General features: G+C 60.5%; 15 protein-coding genes and 1 pseudogene. 9 read left to right on the top strand and 7 right to left on the bottom strand.

Going from position 1 to position 13996, the window contains the following annotated elements:
- Positions 1 to 164: 164 nt before the first annotated feature.
- From H097_RS05535 to H097_RS05515, 5 genes are all read right to left on the bottom strand, one after another.
- Positions 165 to 809, bottom strand: coding sequence for a glutathione S-transferase N-terminal domain-containing protein (locus H097_RS05535; RefSeq protein WP_032858123.1), 645 nt, complete (start codon positions 807 to 809; stop codon positions 165 to 167).
- A gap of 152 nt (positions 810 to 961) precedes the next feature.
- On the bottom strand, positions 962 to 1162 hold the full coding sequence (locus H097_RS05530; protein ID WP_032858122.1) for an SEC-C metal-binding domain-containing protein: 201 nt from the start codon (positions 1160 to 1162) through the stop codon (positions 962 to 964).
- Positions 1159 to 1650: an LEA type 2 family protein gene (locus H097_RS05525; RefSeq protein WP_032858121.1), complete on the bottom strand. Its 492-nt coding sequence runs from the start codon at positions 1648 to 1650 to the stop codon at positions 1159 to 1161. The genes H097_RS05530 and H097_RS05525 overlap by 4 nt, the downstream gene beginning before the upstream one ends.
- 124 nt (positions 1651 to 1774) lie before the next feature.
- Positions 1775 to 2245 carry a YchJ family protein gene (locus H097_RS05520; protein WP_032858120.1) on the bottom strand — a complete coding sequence of 157 codons (471 nt, stop codon included), beginning with the start codon at positions 2243 to 2245 and terminating at the stop codon, positions 1775 to 1777.
- Between the two features lie 2 nt (positions 2246 to 2247).
- Positions 2248 to 2745: a DUF6231 family protein gene (locus tag H097_RS05515; protein WP_032858119.1), complete on the bottom strand. Its 498-nt coding sequence runs from the start codon at positions 2743 to 2745 to the stop codon at positions 2248 to 2250.
- Between the two features lie 190 nt (positions 2746 to 2935).
- Here H097_RS05515 and H097_RS05510 point away from each other — a divergent pair, with 190 nt between their 5' ends.
- The 3 genes from H097_RS05510 (at position 2936) to H097_RS05500 (ending at position 4859) form a co-directional block, all read left to right on the top strand.
- Complete coding sequence (locus H097_RS05510) at positions 2936 to 3631, top strand: OmpA family protein (RefSeq protein ID WP_032858118.1); 696 nt, start codon at positions 2936 to 2938, stop codon at positions 3629 to 3631.
- A 180-nt stretch (positions 3632 to 3811) separates the two neighbouring features.
- Positions 3812 to 4108, top strand: coding sequence for a DUF1145 domain-containing protein (locus H097_RS05505; protein WP_032858117.1), 297 nt, complete (start codon positions 3812 to 3814; stop codon positions 4106 to 4108).
- Complete coding sequence (locus H097_RS05500) at positions 4101 to 4859, top strand: hypothetical protein (protein ID WP_032858116.1); 759 nt, start codon at positions 4101 to 4103, stop codon at positions 4857 to 4859. Before H097_RS05505 ends, H097_RS05500 begins: the two co-directional genes overlap by 8 nt.
- A gap of 110 nt (positions 4860 to 4969) precedes the next feature.
- Here H097_RS05500 and H097_RS05495 read toward each other — a convergent pair whose 3' ends face one another.
- The gene (locus tag H097_RS05495; protein WP_032858115.1) at positions 4970 to 5434 is read right to left on the bottom strand and encodes a CopD family protein; all 465 of its coding nucleotides are present in this window, start codon (positions 5432 to 5434) and stop codon (positions 4970 to 4972) included.
- A gap of 99 nt (positions 5435 to 5533) precedes the next feature.
- Between H097_RS05495 and dinG the strand changes: the two genes are divergently transcribed.
- The 5 genes and pseudogenes from dinG (at position 5534) to pdxH (ending at position 13020) form a co-directional block, all read left to right on the top strand.
- Positions 5534 to 7678, top strand: coding sequence for an ATP-dependent DNA helicase DinG (gene dinG, locus H097_RS05490; RefSeq protein ID WP_032858113.1), 2145 nt, complete (start codon positions 5534 to 5536; stop codon positions 7676 to 7678).
- Positions 7679 to 7767: 89 nt separating this feature from the next.
- Positions 7768 to 9972: pseudogene (locus H097_RS05485) on the top strand (beta-galactosidase); the annotation flags it as partial.
- Between the two features lie 77 nt (positions 9973 to 10049).
- Complete coding sequence (locus H097_RS05480; protein ID WP_032858336.1) at positions 10050 to 11195, top strand: EstA family serine hydrolase; 1146 nt, start codon at positions 10050 to 10052, stop codon at positions 11193 to 11195.
- A gap of 139 nt (positions 11196 to 11334) precedes the next feature.
- On the top strand, positions 11335 to 12345 hold the full coding sequence (locus H097_RS05475; protein ID WP_032858111.1) for an OmpA family protein: 1011 nt from the start codon (positions 11335 to 11337) through the stop codon (positions 12343 to 12345).
- 27 nt (positions 12346 to 12372) lie between these two features.
- On the top strand, positions 12373 to 13020 hold the full coding sequence (gene pdxH / locus H097_RS05470) for a pyridoxamine 5'-phosphate oxidase (RefSeq protein WP_032858109.1): 648 nt from the start codon (positions 12373 to 12375) through the stop codon (positions 13018 to 13020).
- Between the two features lie 60 nt (positions 13021 to 13080).
- Here pdxH and H097_RS05465 read toward each other — a convergent pair whose 3' ends face one another.
- Entirely contained in the window at positions 13081 to 13326 is a 246-nt protein-coding gene (locus tag H097_RS05465; protein WP_032858107.1) for a hypothetical protein, read from the bottom strand.
- Positions 13327 to 13483: 157 nt separating this feature from the next.
- Between H097_RS05465 and H097_RS05460 the strand changes: the two genes are divergently transcribed.
- Positions 13484 to 13948 carry a glycine zipper 2TM domain-containing protein gene (locus H097_RS05460; RefSeq protein ID WP_029297142.1) on the top strand — a complete coding sequence of 155 codons (465 nt, stop codon included), beginning with the start codon at positions 13484 to 13486 and terminating at the stop codon, positions 13946 to 13948.
- The last annotated feature ends 48 nt before the right edge of the window (positions 13949 to 13996 follow it).

The following is a 13996-nucleotide window of genomic DNA, read 5'->3' as shown; positions in this document are numbered from 1 at the left end:
TAGTGAGCGCGGCGAACCGACGCAAGCGGGAGGCGATGCTAATTTTTTCAAATCCCTGTAGGAGCCGGCTTGCCGGCGAAAAACTACCCGGCGCCACGTTTATCCAGGCACTCAGCGTTTTCGTTAACGATCTTCGCCGGCAAGCCGGCTCCTACAGGGCACGATCAGGATTTTGGCGGGTTGACCTTCTGCACCCAATCATAGGCCCGCACCGTCGCCGGACGCTCCTTGATCAGGTTGAACCAGCGATGCAGGTGGGGAAAATCTTCCAGGCGCTGGCTCTGCCATTTGTGGGAAACGATCCACGGGTAGATCGCCATATCGGCGATGCTGTAGGCCTCGCCGGCGACGAAGCTGCGATCGGCCAGGCGTCGGTCCAGTACGCCATAGAGGCGGGCGGTTTCATCGACGTAGCGTTTGATGGCGTAGGGGATTTTTTCCGGGGCGAACTGGCTGAAATGGTGATTCTGCCCGGCCATCGGCCCCAGGCCGCCCATTTGCCAGAACAGCCATTGCAGCGCTTCCTGGCGACCGCGCAGGTCCTTGGGCAGGAACTGGCCGGTCTTTTCCGCGAGGTACAGCAGGATGGCGCCGGATTCAAACAGGGAAATCGGTGCACCACCGTCGCTCGGCTGCTGATCGACAATGGCGGGAATACGGTTGTTGGGCGCGATCTTCAGGAAGTCTGGCTTGAAATGGTCGCCCTGGCCAATGTTGATCGGGTGCACCTCGTAGGGCAGGCCGGCTTCTTCCAGGAACAACGAAATCTTGTGACCGTTGGGTGTGGTCCAGTAATACAGGTCGATCATGAAGCTCTCCAGGATTGGTGATGCTTGAACGGGCAGGACGCCCGATGATGTGCCTGTAGGTATAGGTAATGTTCGACTACCGAAAATTCAATGAAATATTTGGGTCTATCGATAGAACTATAGGAGCCGGCAAGCCGGCTCCGTGGGGCGTATCAGACGCCGTGGCACTTCTTGAACTTCTTGGCGCTGCCGCATGGGCATGGGTCGTTGCGGCCCACATCCTTCAGGGCATTACGCACGGGTTCCTGGTGGGCATGGCCGCAGTTCGGGCCGTGGACATGACCATGGTCGTGATCGTGGTGATCGTGATCGTGGTTGCAGTCAGGACCATGGACATGGGGTTGCTGAGTCATTGGTGTCGCTCCGGAATAAAATCGCCGGGGATTATCTCGTCATTGCGCATCACGTGCACGTCGTTACCGATGAATAATCCGGTTTTCAACTCACCTTCCAGGCGATAGGGGATGGGACGATCCGGATTTTTCAGCAGGTCGGCGATTTCCCGCACCTGCGGCCACAGGTTGGTGCGCACCGTGACTTTGAAAAATCCCCGGCCATGGGGCGCAATGGTCAGCCATTCGTTGGACTCGCCTTCGGTCAGTTCCACATTGGCCAGGCTTATCTTGTAGATCAGGCCGCGCACGGTCAGGTCCGAGTCACTGCGGTTATCCACACGAAAGTGCAGTTTGAATTTCTGCTCCAGCAGCTTGGCGCGCACCAACTCGACCTTGACCAGGTGAATTTGCGGTGGCGGCGTGTCATCGGCGAACCAGGACGCGCAACCCGAGAGGCCAACGGTCACTGCGAGCAGGCAGCTATACGCGAGTAACCGGCTAACCATGGCGTGGTCCCTGTAGGAGCGAGCTTGCTCGCGAAAGACGTTAACGATAACGCACGTAGCCTGGATAAACGCGATGCCCTTTAGTTCTTCGCGAGCAAGCTCGCTCCTACAAAGAAGCGGGATTTTACAGATAGCTGGAACAGCACTTCTTGAACTTCTGCCCGCTGCCGCACAGGCAAGCATCATTGCGACTGGCCTTCACTTGTACCGTGGGATCAATGAAGTACCAGCGCCCATCGTTCTGTACGAAGGATGACTGTTCCCGGTGGCTGTGTTCTCCGGTGCTGTCATGCCAGCGCGCGGTAAAGGTGACGAAGGCGTGTTCAGGCTGCCCGCCAAACACCTCGGAGCTTTCCACTTCCAGGCCCAGCCAGGTGCTTTGGGCGCTCCAGGCGCCGATGGCGTCACGGTCCAGGCCGCTCTGTTGCGCCGGTAGCGTGGTCGCCACCAGATAATCCACCAGCCCCAGCACATAGGCGCTGTAGCGCGAGCGCATCAACGCGGTGGCGCAGGGCGCGGGGTGGCCGGTGTGGTAATGGCCGCAGCAGGCGTCCAACAGGTTGCCGCTGCCGCAAGGGCAAATGGATGTACTCATGGTTACCACCAATACTTTCCGAAATTTTCCGGGTTGGCCCAGAACCGAGCGTTCAACCAATCCGGTACTTGTTTGTATTCAAGCAGATCGTAGGTAAATAGCGTCAGTACCTGATTGTCGCGGCAAAAGTGCTCGCTGGTCTGTAGGGCCAGGGAGAAAAAGTCGGTGTCCTTCCAGCCGCAGGCAGCCAGGTCGGCGAGGACGGCGATGCGGCTCGCGTTCAGGTTGCGTACCCCACCGAGTAACTCCAGCCCTGCACGTTTTGACAGGTGCTCCAGGCAGTCGACCACCAGGGCCAGGTCAAATCGCTGGGCGGCCAGTTCGCCAGGCAATGGTCCTGGCCCTGCGACGCAGACGACCGTATCAGGGTGTGCCTGCTTGAACGCATCCAGCGCCGGGAAGTGGCCGGCACCCAACACCAGCAGGCGTTTGGGGGCTTGTCGATCAAGTAGGGCAGCCAGTGCTTGCTGCGGCGTACGGGAAGAATTGCCGGCGGTCATCGAAGATCCTCACATCAGAACCGTGAAGACTAGCCTGCTTGAGCGTGCGGGCCTAGAGCGGGTGATGGCTTGTTGCTCGGTAAAAGCAGCCTGGGCCAATGAATACGGGCTTTTACGGGCTGGCGCAGATGAAAAGAGCGGTCTTTACTCCACCCATCGGCTTGCGGCCGATCCCCTCAGGAGAAATCAAATGAGCATCATGCGGACAGCTCTACCCTTGGTTCTGCTAACCGGAGTATTGACAGGTTGCGCAGGCTTGCAAAAAACCGACTGGCCCACCTGTGCAGCCCTCGGCGGCGTCACCGGTGCCGCGCTTGGCGCTACCGAAAGCTCGTCATGGGCTGGCGGCGGCGCGTTGTTGATTGGCGGGATGGCCGGCGCCTATTGCTGGGTGCATGGCGACGGTGACGAAGACGGCGATGGCGTACCGGACAGCCGTGACAAGTGCCCGGGCACCCCCAAAGGCGTGCAGGTCGATGCCAATGGTTGCCCGCCGGAACCTGAGGTGGTCGTCGTGGAAGAGGTAGTGGTGATCAAGGAAGAGACCATCGTGATCCGTGACGTGCACTTCGAGTTCGATTCGGCCAGGCTCACGGCGGCCGATAAAACCAAGCTCGACACGATTGCCACGCGCCTCAAACAGGAAGCACCGAGTGCGCAACTGCGGGTCAGTGGGCATACCGACAGCGTCGGTAAAGACGCCTACAACCAGAAACTCTCGCAAAAGCGCGCACATTCGGTGACCGAGTACCTGGTCCACTCCGGTGTGCCCCGCAGCAACTTTGTGTCCGTGACCGGGGCCGGTGAGAGCCATCCGGTGGCCGACAATAAAACCGCTGACGGGCGAGCCCTGAACCGCCGCGTGGAAATCCAGATCAACCGCTAGGGCATTTGCGATATGCCCTTGGGTAACTCCAAGGGCATTTCTGACGGCTGATTCCGACAAATCTCGGCGATCAGGACGCCAAGTTGTACGTTTCTCAAGTTTTTTAATCCTTCACTGGCAAATCGCCTGTAGAACTCGTTACTGTGCGCCCAAAGAATAATGTGCAAGGGGGCATGGGGCATGAAGCTGTTTTTGCGAGTGGGGAAGTTGCTGGCGTTGCTGTTCTGGGCGGTTGTATTGGTCAATCTGTTCAAACCTCTGACCAATCCATTTCATCTGTTGGTCAACCTCGTCGGCAGCCTGCTGTTGCTGACCCATCTGCTGGAGTTGGTGTTATTCAACGCCAGCGTCAAACATCGTGCCCACCCCTGGCGTGACCGCCTGCTGATCCTGTTGCTGGGGATGTTCCATATAAAGAGCCTGCCTGCGCCTACGGCTGTTGATGATCAAGACAACAAGGATGCCAATCATGCGTAAGGTTTTTTTCCTGGCCCTGCTGGTCAGCCCCATTGCCCTGGCCGAAAGCGTCAGTGTCGAGACTCACTCGTTGCTGCGCCTGCCCAACAGCACCAGCGTGCTGCAGTTGGAGCGCCTGGAAGTGGCCGACTACGGCACCTTGTTGATTCCGGCGAATATCACACAGGTCACTGTCGACGAACTGCATCTGGGGCGAGAGGCACGGATTGCCATCGTGCCCAGCGCCTCGGCCCTGCAATTGCAGGTGCGGCATGCGCAGTTGGAGCATGGCAGCCAGATCACTTCCCGTGGCGCGCCTGGTACCCATGAAAAACCGGCCAAGCCGGGGCGTGACCTGACCTTGCGGATCACCCAGTTGAGCGCGGATGAACTGTCGGTTGATGCCCGTGGGGGCACGGGTGCCCAAGGCTATGCCGGCCTGGATGGCGCCAATGGCGAAGACCCGGGTTGCACCTGGGGTTCGGCCGGGCGTGGTGCCAATGGTGACAACGGCGGCGACGGGCTGCCAGGCGCTGCGGGTGCGGCAGTGCGCATCGAGTTGCCGCAGGATTATCCGCGCGAGCAGATCAAAGTCTGGGTTGATGGCGGTGCTGGCGGCTTGCCAGGTGTTGCCGGCAAGCCGGGCAAGGGCGGGCAGTCCAAGGGCTGCCTGGTGTACCGCGCCGATGGGGGCGAGAAGGGGCGGCCGGGGCTCGAAGGGCAGTCGGGGCCGGCGGGGCCTGCCGGTTCAGTGACCATCCAGCGGCTTTGATTCGCTGGGGCTGACGCTATCGCGAGCAAGCCCGCTCCCACACTTTGATTTGTGAATACCTTCAAAATGTGGGAACGGGCTTGCTCGCGATGAGGTCTTGAAGCACACCCTCAGAACATCGGCCGAGCCGAGGCAATCGCCACCACCACCAACCCGACAATCAGATTGATCCCCACCAACTTTCGGATTCTTCCCAGCACCTGCGCGCCTGTCGCCCAGTCCTCGGCTGCCACAGCCGTGCGCAGTTCAGGCAGTTGCAACGCCTGGATCCGGATAAACAGCGCCGTCATCACCACATACAACCCCATCATCACCTGCACATAACGCGGTGCGGTTTCAAACCCGCTGAAGCGCAGTTGCAATAGGCCGACGCCACTGATCGGCAAGATCAGCACCGCCACCCAGACCCACACGAAAAAACGCGGAAACACATTCGCCCACAGTTTCAGCCGCGCCGGCCCCTCAAGCGCCGCCACAGCGGCCGGGCGCAGGATCATCCAAGCGAAAAACATACCGCCGACCCATATCAGGGCGGCTAATACATGCAGGGTGTAGGCAAGGCTAAAGACGGTCATTGAGGTACTCCGTTCTGCGCGGGATTAATTAGCGGGGTATGATAGCGGCCGATCCGAACCACTGAAAATTTATCCAGCGTTTTTTGCGCCCGACTATCCATGATCAGCACTGAACTCAAAACCACGATCCAGGGCGCCTACTCGCGTTTTCTCGAAGCCAAGAGCTTGAAACCGCGCTACGGCCAGCGCCTGATGATCGCCGAAGTGGCCAAGGTCCTCGGGGATATCGACACCGACGACGAAGGCCGGCGCAGCGGCGACCCTGCGGTCGTGGCCGTCGAGGCCGGCACCGGTACCGGCAAGACCGTGGCCTACAGCCTGGCGGCGATTCCCACCGCCAAGGCCGCCGGCAAGCGCCTGGTGATTGCCACCGCCACCGTGGCCCTGCAAGAGCAGATCGTCTACAAAGACCTGCCGGACCTGATGCGCAACAGCGGCCTGAGCTTTACCTTTGCCCTGGCCAAGGGCCGTGGCCGCTATATGTGCCTGTCCAAGCTGGATGTGTTGCTGCAGGAAGGCCATGCGCAAACCGCCACGGCCTCGCTGTTCGAAGAAGAAGGTTTCAAGATCGAAGTCGACGAAGCCAGCCAGAAGCTGTTTACCAGCATGATCGAGAAACTGGCCGGCAATAAATGGGATGGCGACCGCGACAGCTGGCCCAATGCCCTGGAAGACGCCGACTGGGCGCGCCTGACCACCGATCATAGCCAGTGCACCAACCGTCATTGCCCCAACTTCGGCCAGTGCGCCTTCTACAAGGCCCGCGAAGGCATGGGCAAGGTTGACGTGATTGTCACCAACCACGACATGGTCCTTGCCGACCTGGCCCTTGGCGGCGGCGCGGTGCTGCCTGACCCGCGCGACACGCTGTACGTGTTCGACGAAGGCCACCACCTGCCGGACAAGGCCATCGGCCACTTCGCTCACTACACCCGCCTGCGTTCCACTGCCGATTGGCTGGAAACCACCGCCAAGAACCTCACCAAGCTGCTGGCCCAGCATCCGTTGCCGGGCGACCTGGGCAAGCTGATCGAACAGGTGCCGGAGCTGGCGCGGGAGATCAAGACCCAGCAACAGTTCATGTTCAGCGCCTGCGAGCAGGTGGCGGACTTCAAGCCCGGCGAAGACGTTGAAGGCCGCGAACGGCCACGCCATCGCTTCGTTGGCGGGCTGATCCCCGAGCATATGCGCGAGATGGGCGTCGAGTTGAAGAAGGGTTTTTCGCGCCTGACCGATTTATTCACTCGTCTGACCGACCTGCTCAAGGAAGGCATGGACGGCGAGGTCAATATTGGCATCGCCAGCAACCAGGCCGAGGAGTGGTATCCGCTGTTTGGCAGCCTGCTGTCCCGTGCCCAGGGCAACTGGGAGTTGTGGACTGCCTTCACCGTCGAAGACCCGGAAGACAATCCGCCCATGGCCCGCTGGCTGACGCTGTCGGAGAGTGGTGCGTTGTTCGATATCGAAGTCAACGCGAGCCCGATCCTTGCGGCGGAAATGCTCCGGCGCAACCTGTGGAACGTGGCCTACGGCGCCTTGGTGACCTCGGCCACCCTGACTGCCCTGGGCACTTTCGACCGTTTCCGCATGCGTGCCGGCCTGCCGAAAAAAGCCGTCACCGCCGTGGTGCCCAGCCCGTTCCATCATGCCGATGCTGGCGTGTTGCGGGTGCCGGACCTCAAGGCCGACCCACGGGATGCGCCGGCCCATACCGCGGCAATCATTCGTGACCTGCCGTCGCTGGTGGAGGGTTCCAAAGGCACGCTGGTGCTGTTCTCGTCACGCAAACAGATGCAGGACGTGTTCGACGGCCTTGACCGCGACTGGCGCAAGCAGGTGTTTATCCAGGGCAACCTGTCGAAACAGGAAACCCTGAACAAGCACAAGGCGCGGGTCGATGGTGGGGACTCCAGCGTGCTGTTCGGCCTGGCGAGTTTCGCCGAAGGTGTCGACTTGCCCGGGGCTTACTGTGAACACGTGGTGATCGCCAAGATCCCGTTCTCGGTGCCGGACGATCCGGTCGAGGCCGCACTGGCCGAATGGATCGAAGCCCGCGGAGGCAATCCGTTCATGGAAATCTCAGTGCCGGATGCCTCGTTGAAACTGGTCCAGGCCTGTGGTCGCTTGCTGCGTACCGAAGAAGACCGGGGCACCATCACCTTGCTCGACCGCCGCCTGGTTACCCAGCGCTATGGCAAGGCTATCCTGAATGCCCTGCCGCCTTTCCGGCGCGAAATTTCTTAATCCACAGTGGGCGATTTCGCCCACTTCGTGGTCTATCTCATGTATGTCATCAGGCCATTCACCGGCCGAATTGGGAGAACCTTGTTCGTATGATTCGCACGCTGCCTGCTCTTTTTGCCCTGTTGTTCGCTGCGCCATTGCTGGCCGCGCCAGCCGGGCAACAGACGCTGTTCAACTTTGTCCGGCCGGCCGACGTGGTCAAGGTGGCGACCCAGGACGCCAGCCTGCCGCAATACAATGCCGAACAGACCCCGGAGGGCGAGGTGCTGCGCCGCATCACCTTCAACCCGGCGGCGGAACCGAGCCTGGTGCTCAGCCCGCAGAACGGCGTGTGGGACTGGTCGCAATCGAGTGCCATGAGCCTGCGTATCCAGAGCGCGATGGACTGGGCGCTGACGTTGTACGTCAAGGTGCAGAGCAGCGACGGCAAGACTCTGGTCAGTCGTATTGATTTGCCAGCGGGGCCTGCGCAAACCCTGCTGGTGCCGCTGCAAGCCAACTCGCCCTTGAGCCAGGGCATGAAGGCCGGGCCGCCGATGCCGGTCACCGTGGACGGTCAGCGCGTGATGCTGGCCGGCAGTGCGGGTGAAATCGATCGCAGCCAGGTGGTTTCGGTCACCCTGTCGATGATCAAGCCGGTTGCAGCGCAAAGCATCCTGCTGGAACGCTTTGGCGTGCAGGACAGCGAACCGGTGCTCAAGGCCGCCTACAGTGAGCTGGTCGATGCCTATGGGCAGTCCAACCGTGCGCGCTGGCCGGAAAAAGTCAGCAGCGACGAGCAGTTGAAAGCCGCTGCCGCCAAGGAGCAGCTACAGCTCAAGGGCTGGCTTGCGGAACATGACAAGGCCGCCCTGGACAAGTTTGGCGGCAGCACCAAGGGCCCGGCCTTTGAGGCCAGCGGTTTCTTCCGCACCCAGAAGCGTGATGGGCGCTGGTACCTGGTGACACCGCTGGGGCATCCGTTCTACTCCCTGGGTGTCAACACCGTGACCCCGGACAACAGCCAGACTTACGTCGCGGGGCGCGAATGGATGTTTGGCGCACTGCCCAAGGCGGGTGAGCCCTTCGACAAGTATTACGGCAGCGGCGACAACCGTGGCGGCAATGGTGCCGATGCTGGGCGCGGCTTCAATGTGGGGCGCTGGTACGATTTCTACGGTGCCAACCTGCAACGTACTTATGGCACCGAAGGTGGCACCGAAGGTTTCGACCAGGCTCGCTGGCTCGGCCACACCCTGGACCGCCTGCAAGCCTGGGGTTTCAACACGGTCGGCAACTGGAGCGCCCCGCAATTGGGTGATGCTGATCGCGTGCCTTACACCATGCCCCTGTCGATCATTGGCGACTACACCAGCATCAGCACCGGTATCGATTGGTGGGGCGGCATGCCCGACCCCTTCGACCCGCGCTTTGCCATGGCCACCGAGCGGGCTGTGGCGATCGCCACCCGTGACCATCGCGACGACCCCTGGTTGATCGGCTTCTTTGCCGATAACGAGCTGGCGTGGGCCGGTCCCGGCGACGATGCGAAATCCCGCTACGCCTTGGCCTACGGCACCCTGCGCATGACCACGGATGTCCCGGCCAAGCGTGCGTTCCTCAAGCAACTGCGCGACAAGTACCGCAACGAAGAGGGCCTTTCCAAAGCCTGGGGCATCCACCTGGCTGGCTGGGAATTGATGGAAGATCCCGGTTTCGAACCGCCGGTTCCGAACGCCGAGCACCCGGAAATCGAGGCCGATTTCCAGTATTTCCAGAAAACCTTCGCCGACACCTACTTCAAGACCATCTCCGATGCGCTGAAATGGCATGCGCCCAACCAGTTGCTGCTGGGGGGACGCTATGCGGTCAGTACCCCGGAGGCCGTGGCGTCCTGCGCCCAATATTGCGATGTGTTGAGCTTCAATATGTACACCCTGGCCCCTCAGGACGGCTACGACTTTGCGGCCTTGCGCGCACTGGACAAACCGGTGTTGATCACCGAGTTCAACGTTGGCTCGGTCGACCGTGGTCCGTTCTGGGGCGGTGTGACGCAATTGGCCAGGGAAGAGTTGCGCGGCCCGGCCTATGCGACCTTCCTCAAGCAGGCCATGGCCGAGCCGTCGATTGTCGGCGTGCACTGGTTCCAGTACCTCGACCAGCCGGTGACCGGGCGTTTGCTGGATGGTGAAAATGGTCACTTCGGCCTGGTGGGAATCACCGACGTGCCGTTCCAGGGCTTCGTCGAGAGTGTGCGTAAAAGCAACCTGGCGGCGATCCGGCAACTGGGCCGGGAAGCCGAAAAAGCCAAGGCTGCAGCGGGTTCCCAAACCCAGTAATGACTGGAACAATGGGCGCCACTTTACGTAGGTCTTTTCCGAGGGGGATGCAGGTGCAGATTCAGGGTCATTACGAGCTTCAATTCGAAGCGGTGCGTGAAGCCTTCGCCGCACTGTTTGACGACCCTCAGGAGCGCGGCGCGGCGCTGTGTGTGCAGATTGGCGGCGAAACCGTCCTCGATCTGTGGGCCGGCACTGCCGACAAGGATGGTGCCGAGGCGTGGCACAGCGACACCATCGCCAACTTGTTCTCCTGCACCAAGACATTCACCGCCGTTGCCGCTCTGCAACTGGTTGCCGAAGGTAAATTGCAGTTGGACGCCCCGGTTGCCAACGACTGGCCGGAGTTTGCCGCTGCCGGCAAGGAAAACATTACCCTGCGCCAACTGCTGTGCCATCAGGCCGGGTTGCCAGCGCTGCGCGAAACATTGCCCGCCGAGGCCCTGTATGACTGGCCCTTGATGACGGCGGCCCTGGCTGCCGAGGCCCCTTGGTGGACGCCCGGTGAAGGCCATGGTTACGCCGCCATCACCTATGGCTGGCTGGTCGGTGAACTGCTGCGCCGCGCCGATGGGCGGGGGCCGGGAGAGTCGATTGTGGCCCGGGTTGCCCGGCCGCTGGGCCTGGACTTTCATGTCGGGTTGGCGGACGAAGAGTTTTATCGTGTAGCCCACATTGCCAGGAGCAAAGGCAATATGGGCGATGAGGCAGCCCAGCGCTTGTTGCAGGTCACCCTGCGAGAACCCGCGGCAATGAGCACCCGGGCGTTTACCAATCCGCCTTCTATACTAACCAGCACTAACAAACCCGAGTGGCGTCGTATGCAGCAGCCTGCGGCAAATGGGCATGGCAATGCGCGCAGTTTGGCCGGCTTTTATAGTGGTTTGTTGGACGGAAGTTTGTTGGAAGCCGATATGCTTGAACAATTGACCCGTGAGCACAGTATCGGGCCGGATAAAACCTTATTAACGCAAACCCGCTTTGGCCTGGGCTGCATGTTGGATCAGCCTGGCGTACCCAATGCAACGTTTGGCCTTGGTCCACGTGCATTTGGGCATCCTGGGGCCGGAGGCTCGGTGGGATTTGCCGATCCGGAACATGATGTAGCATTTGGTTTTGTGACCAATACTCTGGGGCCGTATGTACTTATGGACCCACGTGCGCAAAAGTTGGTAAGAATATTGGCCGGTTGTCTGTAAATAGCTTGCTGTCTGGTGTTTTTTTGTTAAAAAGGCACCTACAAAAGGCGCTGGAAAAGTATTGTTACTTTAAACTTCGTGAAGCGTCTGTTTAACGGGTCATTCAGACCCCTGTATTTTCTCATTTTGTGGATATCTCATGTTATCGAACAAGTCCTTGGCACTGGCGCTCTGCCTCACTCTTACTGGCTGTGCACAAACTCCACAAAATGATGCGTCTGGCGAGCATTGGTGGGCATTCGGGTTCGACAAGTCGGCGGCCAAGGATGTTACTGCCAAAACCGATGCCAAGGCGGCTGATGCAAAGGCTGACCTCAAGGCTGATCTGAAGGCGGCCACACCTGCCCCGACGACTGCCCCGGTCGTCGCCAAGACTGAAACCGACACCAAATGGTGGTGGCCGTTCGAAAGCAAGCCAAAACCCCTGAGCAAAGTCGATGTGACCAACATCCCGATGCCAGATCCGAAAATCACCCAAGCCTGGCTGGACGACTACGAGCCGCGCCTGCGGGCTGCGATCAAGGACAGCAACCTGCAACTGGAACGTCGCGATAACGTGTTGGTGGTGATTGCCCCGGTCGATGGTTCCTATAACCCGAAACGCCCGGCGATGCTGCTGCCAGTGACCCTGGGTCCGTTCACCCGTGTAGCCAAGGCCGTTGAAAGCGATCCCAAGACCGCCGTGCTGGTACTGGGCCACATCGACACCGTACAAAACCAGCCCCTGACCAAGGAACGTGCCCAGTCCATTGCGTCGATCTTCAGCCTCAGTGGCTTGAAGCAGGATCGCCTGATGTTGCGTGGCATGGGTGACCTGATGCCTCGCGCCGCCAACGACAGTACCCAGGGCCGCGCCTTGAACCGTCGCATGGAAATCATGTTCACCCAGCGCACCACCATGCTGGCACTGCTGAGCAAGTACAACTCGCCAAACCCGCCGAAGCCTGAACTGGTTGCGGTACAGGACGTAGTTGCCCCAGCGCCGGTCGCCAAGAAAGCCGCTGCTGCCAAGAAAGCACCTGCCAAGAAGGCTGCCGCCAAGCCCACCGCGAAAAAAACGGCCGCCAAGCCCGCCGCGAAAAAGCCGGTTGCCGCCAAGGCTGCAGCACCTGCGAAAAAAGTAGCGGCAAACGACCAGGCGAAAAACTGAGCAGTTGAGCAAGAAGGATAAAGCCGCATGACCCAGACACTGGCTGATATGCGCCGTGACTACACACGGGACGGTTTGAGCGAGGCCCAGGCCCCGGACGAGCCGTTTGCCTTGTTCCACCAGTGGTTCGCCGATGCGGTCAAGACCGAGCAACCGCCGGTGGAGGCCAACGCCATGACCCTGGCGACCGTGGACAAGGAGGGCCGTCCGCACTGCCGTATCTTGCTGCTCAAGGGCCTGGACGCCCAGGGTTTTACCTTCTTTACCAACTACCAGAGCGCCAAGGGTGAGCAATTGGCGGCACGCCCCTTTGCTGCCATGACGTTCTTCTGGCCGACCCTGGAGCGCCAGGTGCGCATCGAGGGGCGGGTGGTCAAGGTCACGCCCCAGGAGTCGGACGCCTACTATCAGGTGCGTCCGCTGGGCAGCCGGATTGGTGCCTGGGCATCTCCCCAGAGCCGGGTGATTCGGGATCGCGAAGAGTTGCAGGACCTGCTCAAGGCCACCGAGCAACGCTTCAGCGATACCCAGCCGGATTGCCCTGAGCATTGGGGCGGCTATCGCCTGCTACCGGAGCGCATCGAGTTCTGGCAGGGCAGGACCAGCCGTTTGCATGATCGCTTGAACTATCGTTTGCAGGGGGCCAACTGGACCCGCGAGCGACTGGCGCCCTGAAGACATCACACGTGTAGGCGCCGGCAAGCGGACTCCTACACGTCCTTCACTAAGAAGTTTCTACTCTGTGGCTTTGACCACATATTGCCGGGCTGCATCCTGCAGCCACTGCGGCAAATCCTTACGCTTGACCTTCTCCGCCTTGGCGCGGTCCAACTGTTGCAGCATAAAGATGCGCTTGCGCTGATCGTCTCCTGCCAGGGACAACGCAAGGTCGCGGTCTATCCAGCGCTTGATCCGCCGGTACAGCCACCAGTGGAAATACAGGCCGGCGGCGGTAGTCGCTACAATAATGAAGTAGTCCATGAAATTCCTTGTCTGGGGGCAGGTGCTACCGTTCGTCGATTTTCGCGATACAGCCTGTCTGTACTGGGGCTGAATGAAAGCAATTTTCTCCGGGCCGTGTCGTGACAGGCGTCAAGCAGCGGAGTCTAATAAAGATATGTCCTTTGGAGTTGATGCTATGCGTAAGTCTGTTCTGCTGGTTGCCTGCTTTACCACCATGTCGTTGCTGCTGGGTGGCTGCGCCTCCAGCCTGACCGGCGACTCGTACTCCCGTGACGAAGCCCGTCGCGTACAGAGCGTACGCATGGGCACCATCGAGTCCCTGCGTCCGGTCAAGATCGAAGGCACCAAGACCCCAATCGGTGGTGCAGCGGGTGCAGTTATCGGTGGTGTGGGCGGTAGTGCCATCGGTGGCGGTCGTGGCAGCATCGTGACAGCCGTTATCGGTGCCGTGGCTGGCGGCCTGCTGGGCTCGGCCACCGAAGAAGGCCTGACTCGCACCCAGGGTGTTGAAATCACCGTGCGCGAAGACGACGGCAGCATGCGCGCCTACGTCCAGGCTGTGCAGGAAAACGAAATCTTCCGCATCGGCGACCGCGTGCGCATCATGACCGTTGATGGGACCAGCCGCGTTACCCGTTAAGGGTTGGCAGGCGGTAAAAGAAAAACCCCGACCGGGTGACCGGGCGGG

It is taken from the genome of Pseudomonas sp. FH4, from assembly GCF_000510915.2.
In the GTDB taxonomy this organism is placed as follows: Bacteria; Pseudomonadota; Gammaproteobacteria; order Pseudomonadales; family Pseudomonadaceae; genus Aquipseudomonas; species Aquipseudomonas brenneri.
This window is presented reverse-complemented; position numbering and strand designations above follow the sequence as displayed.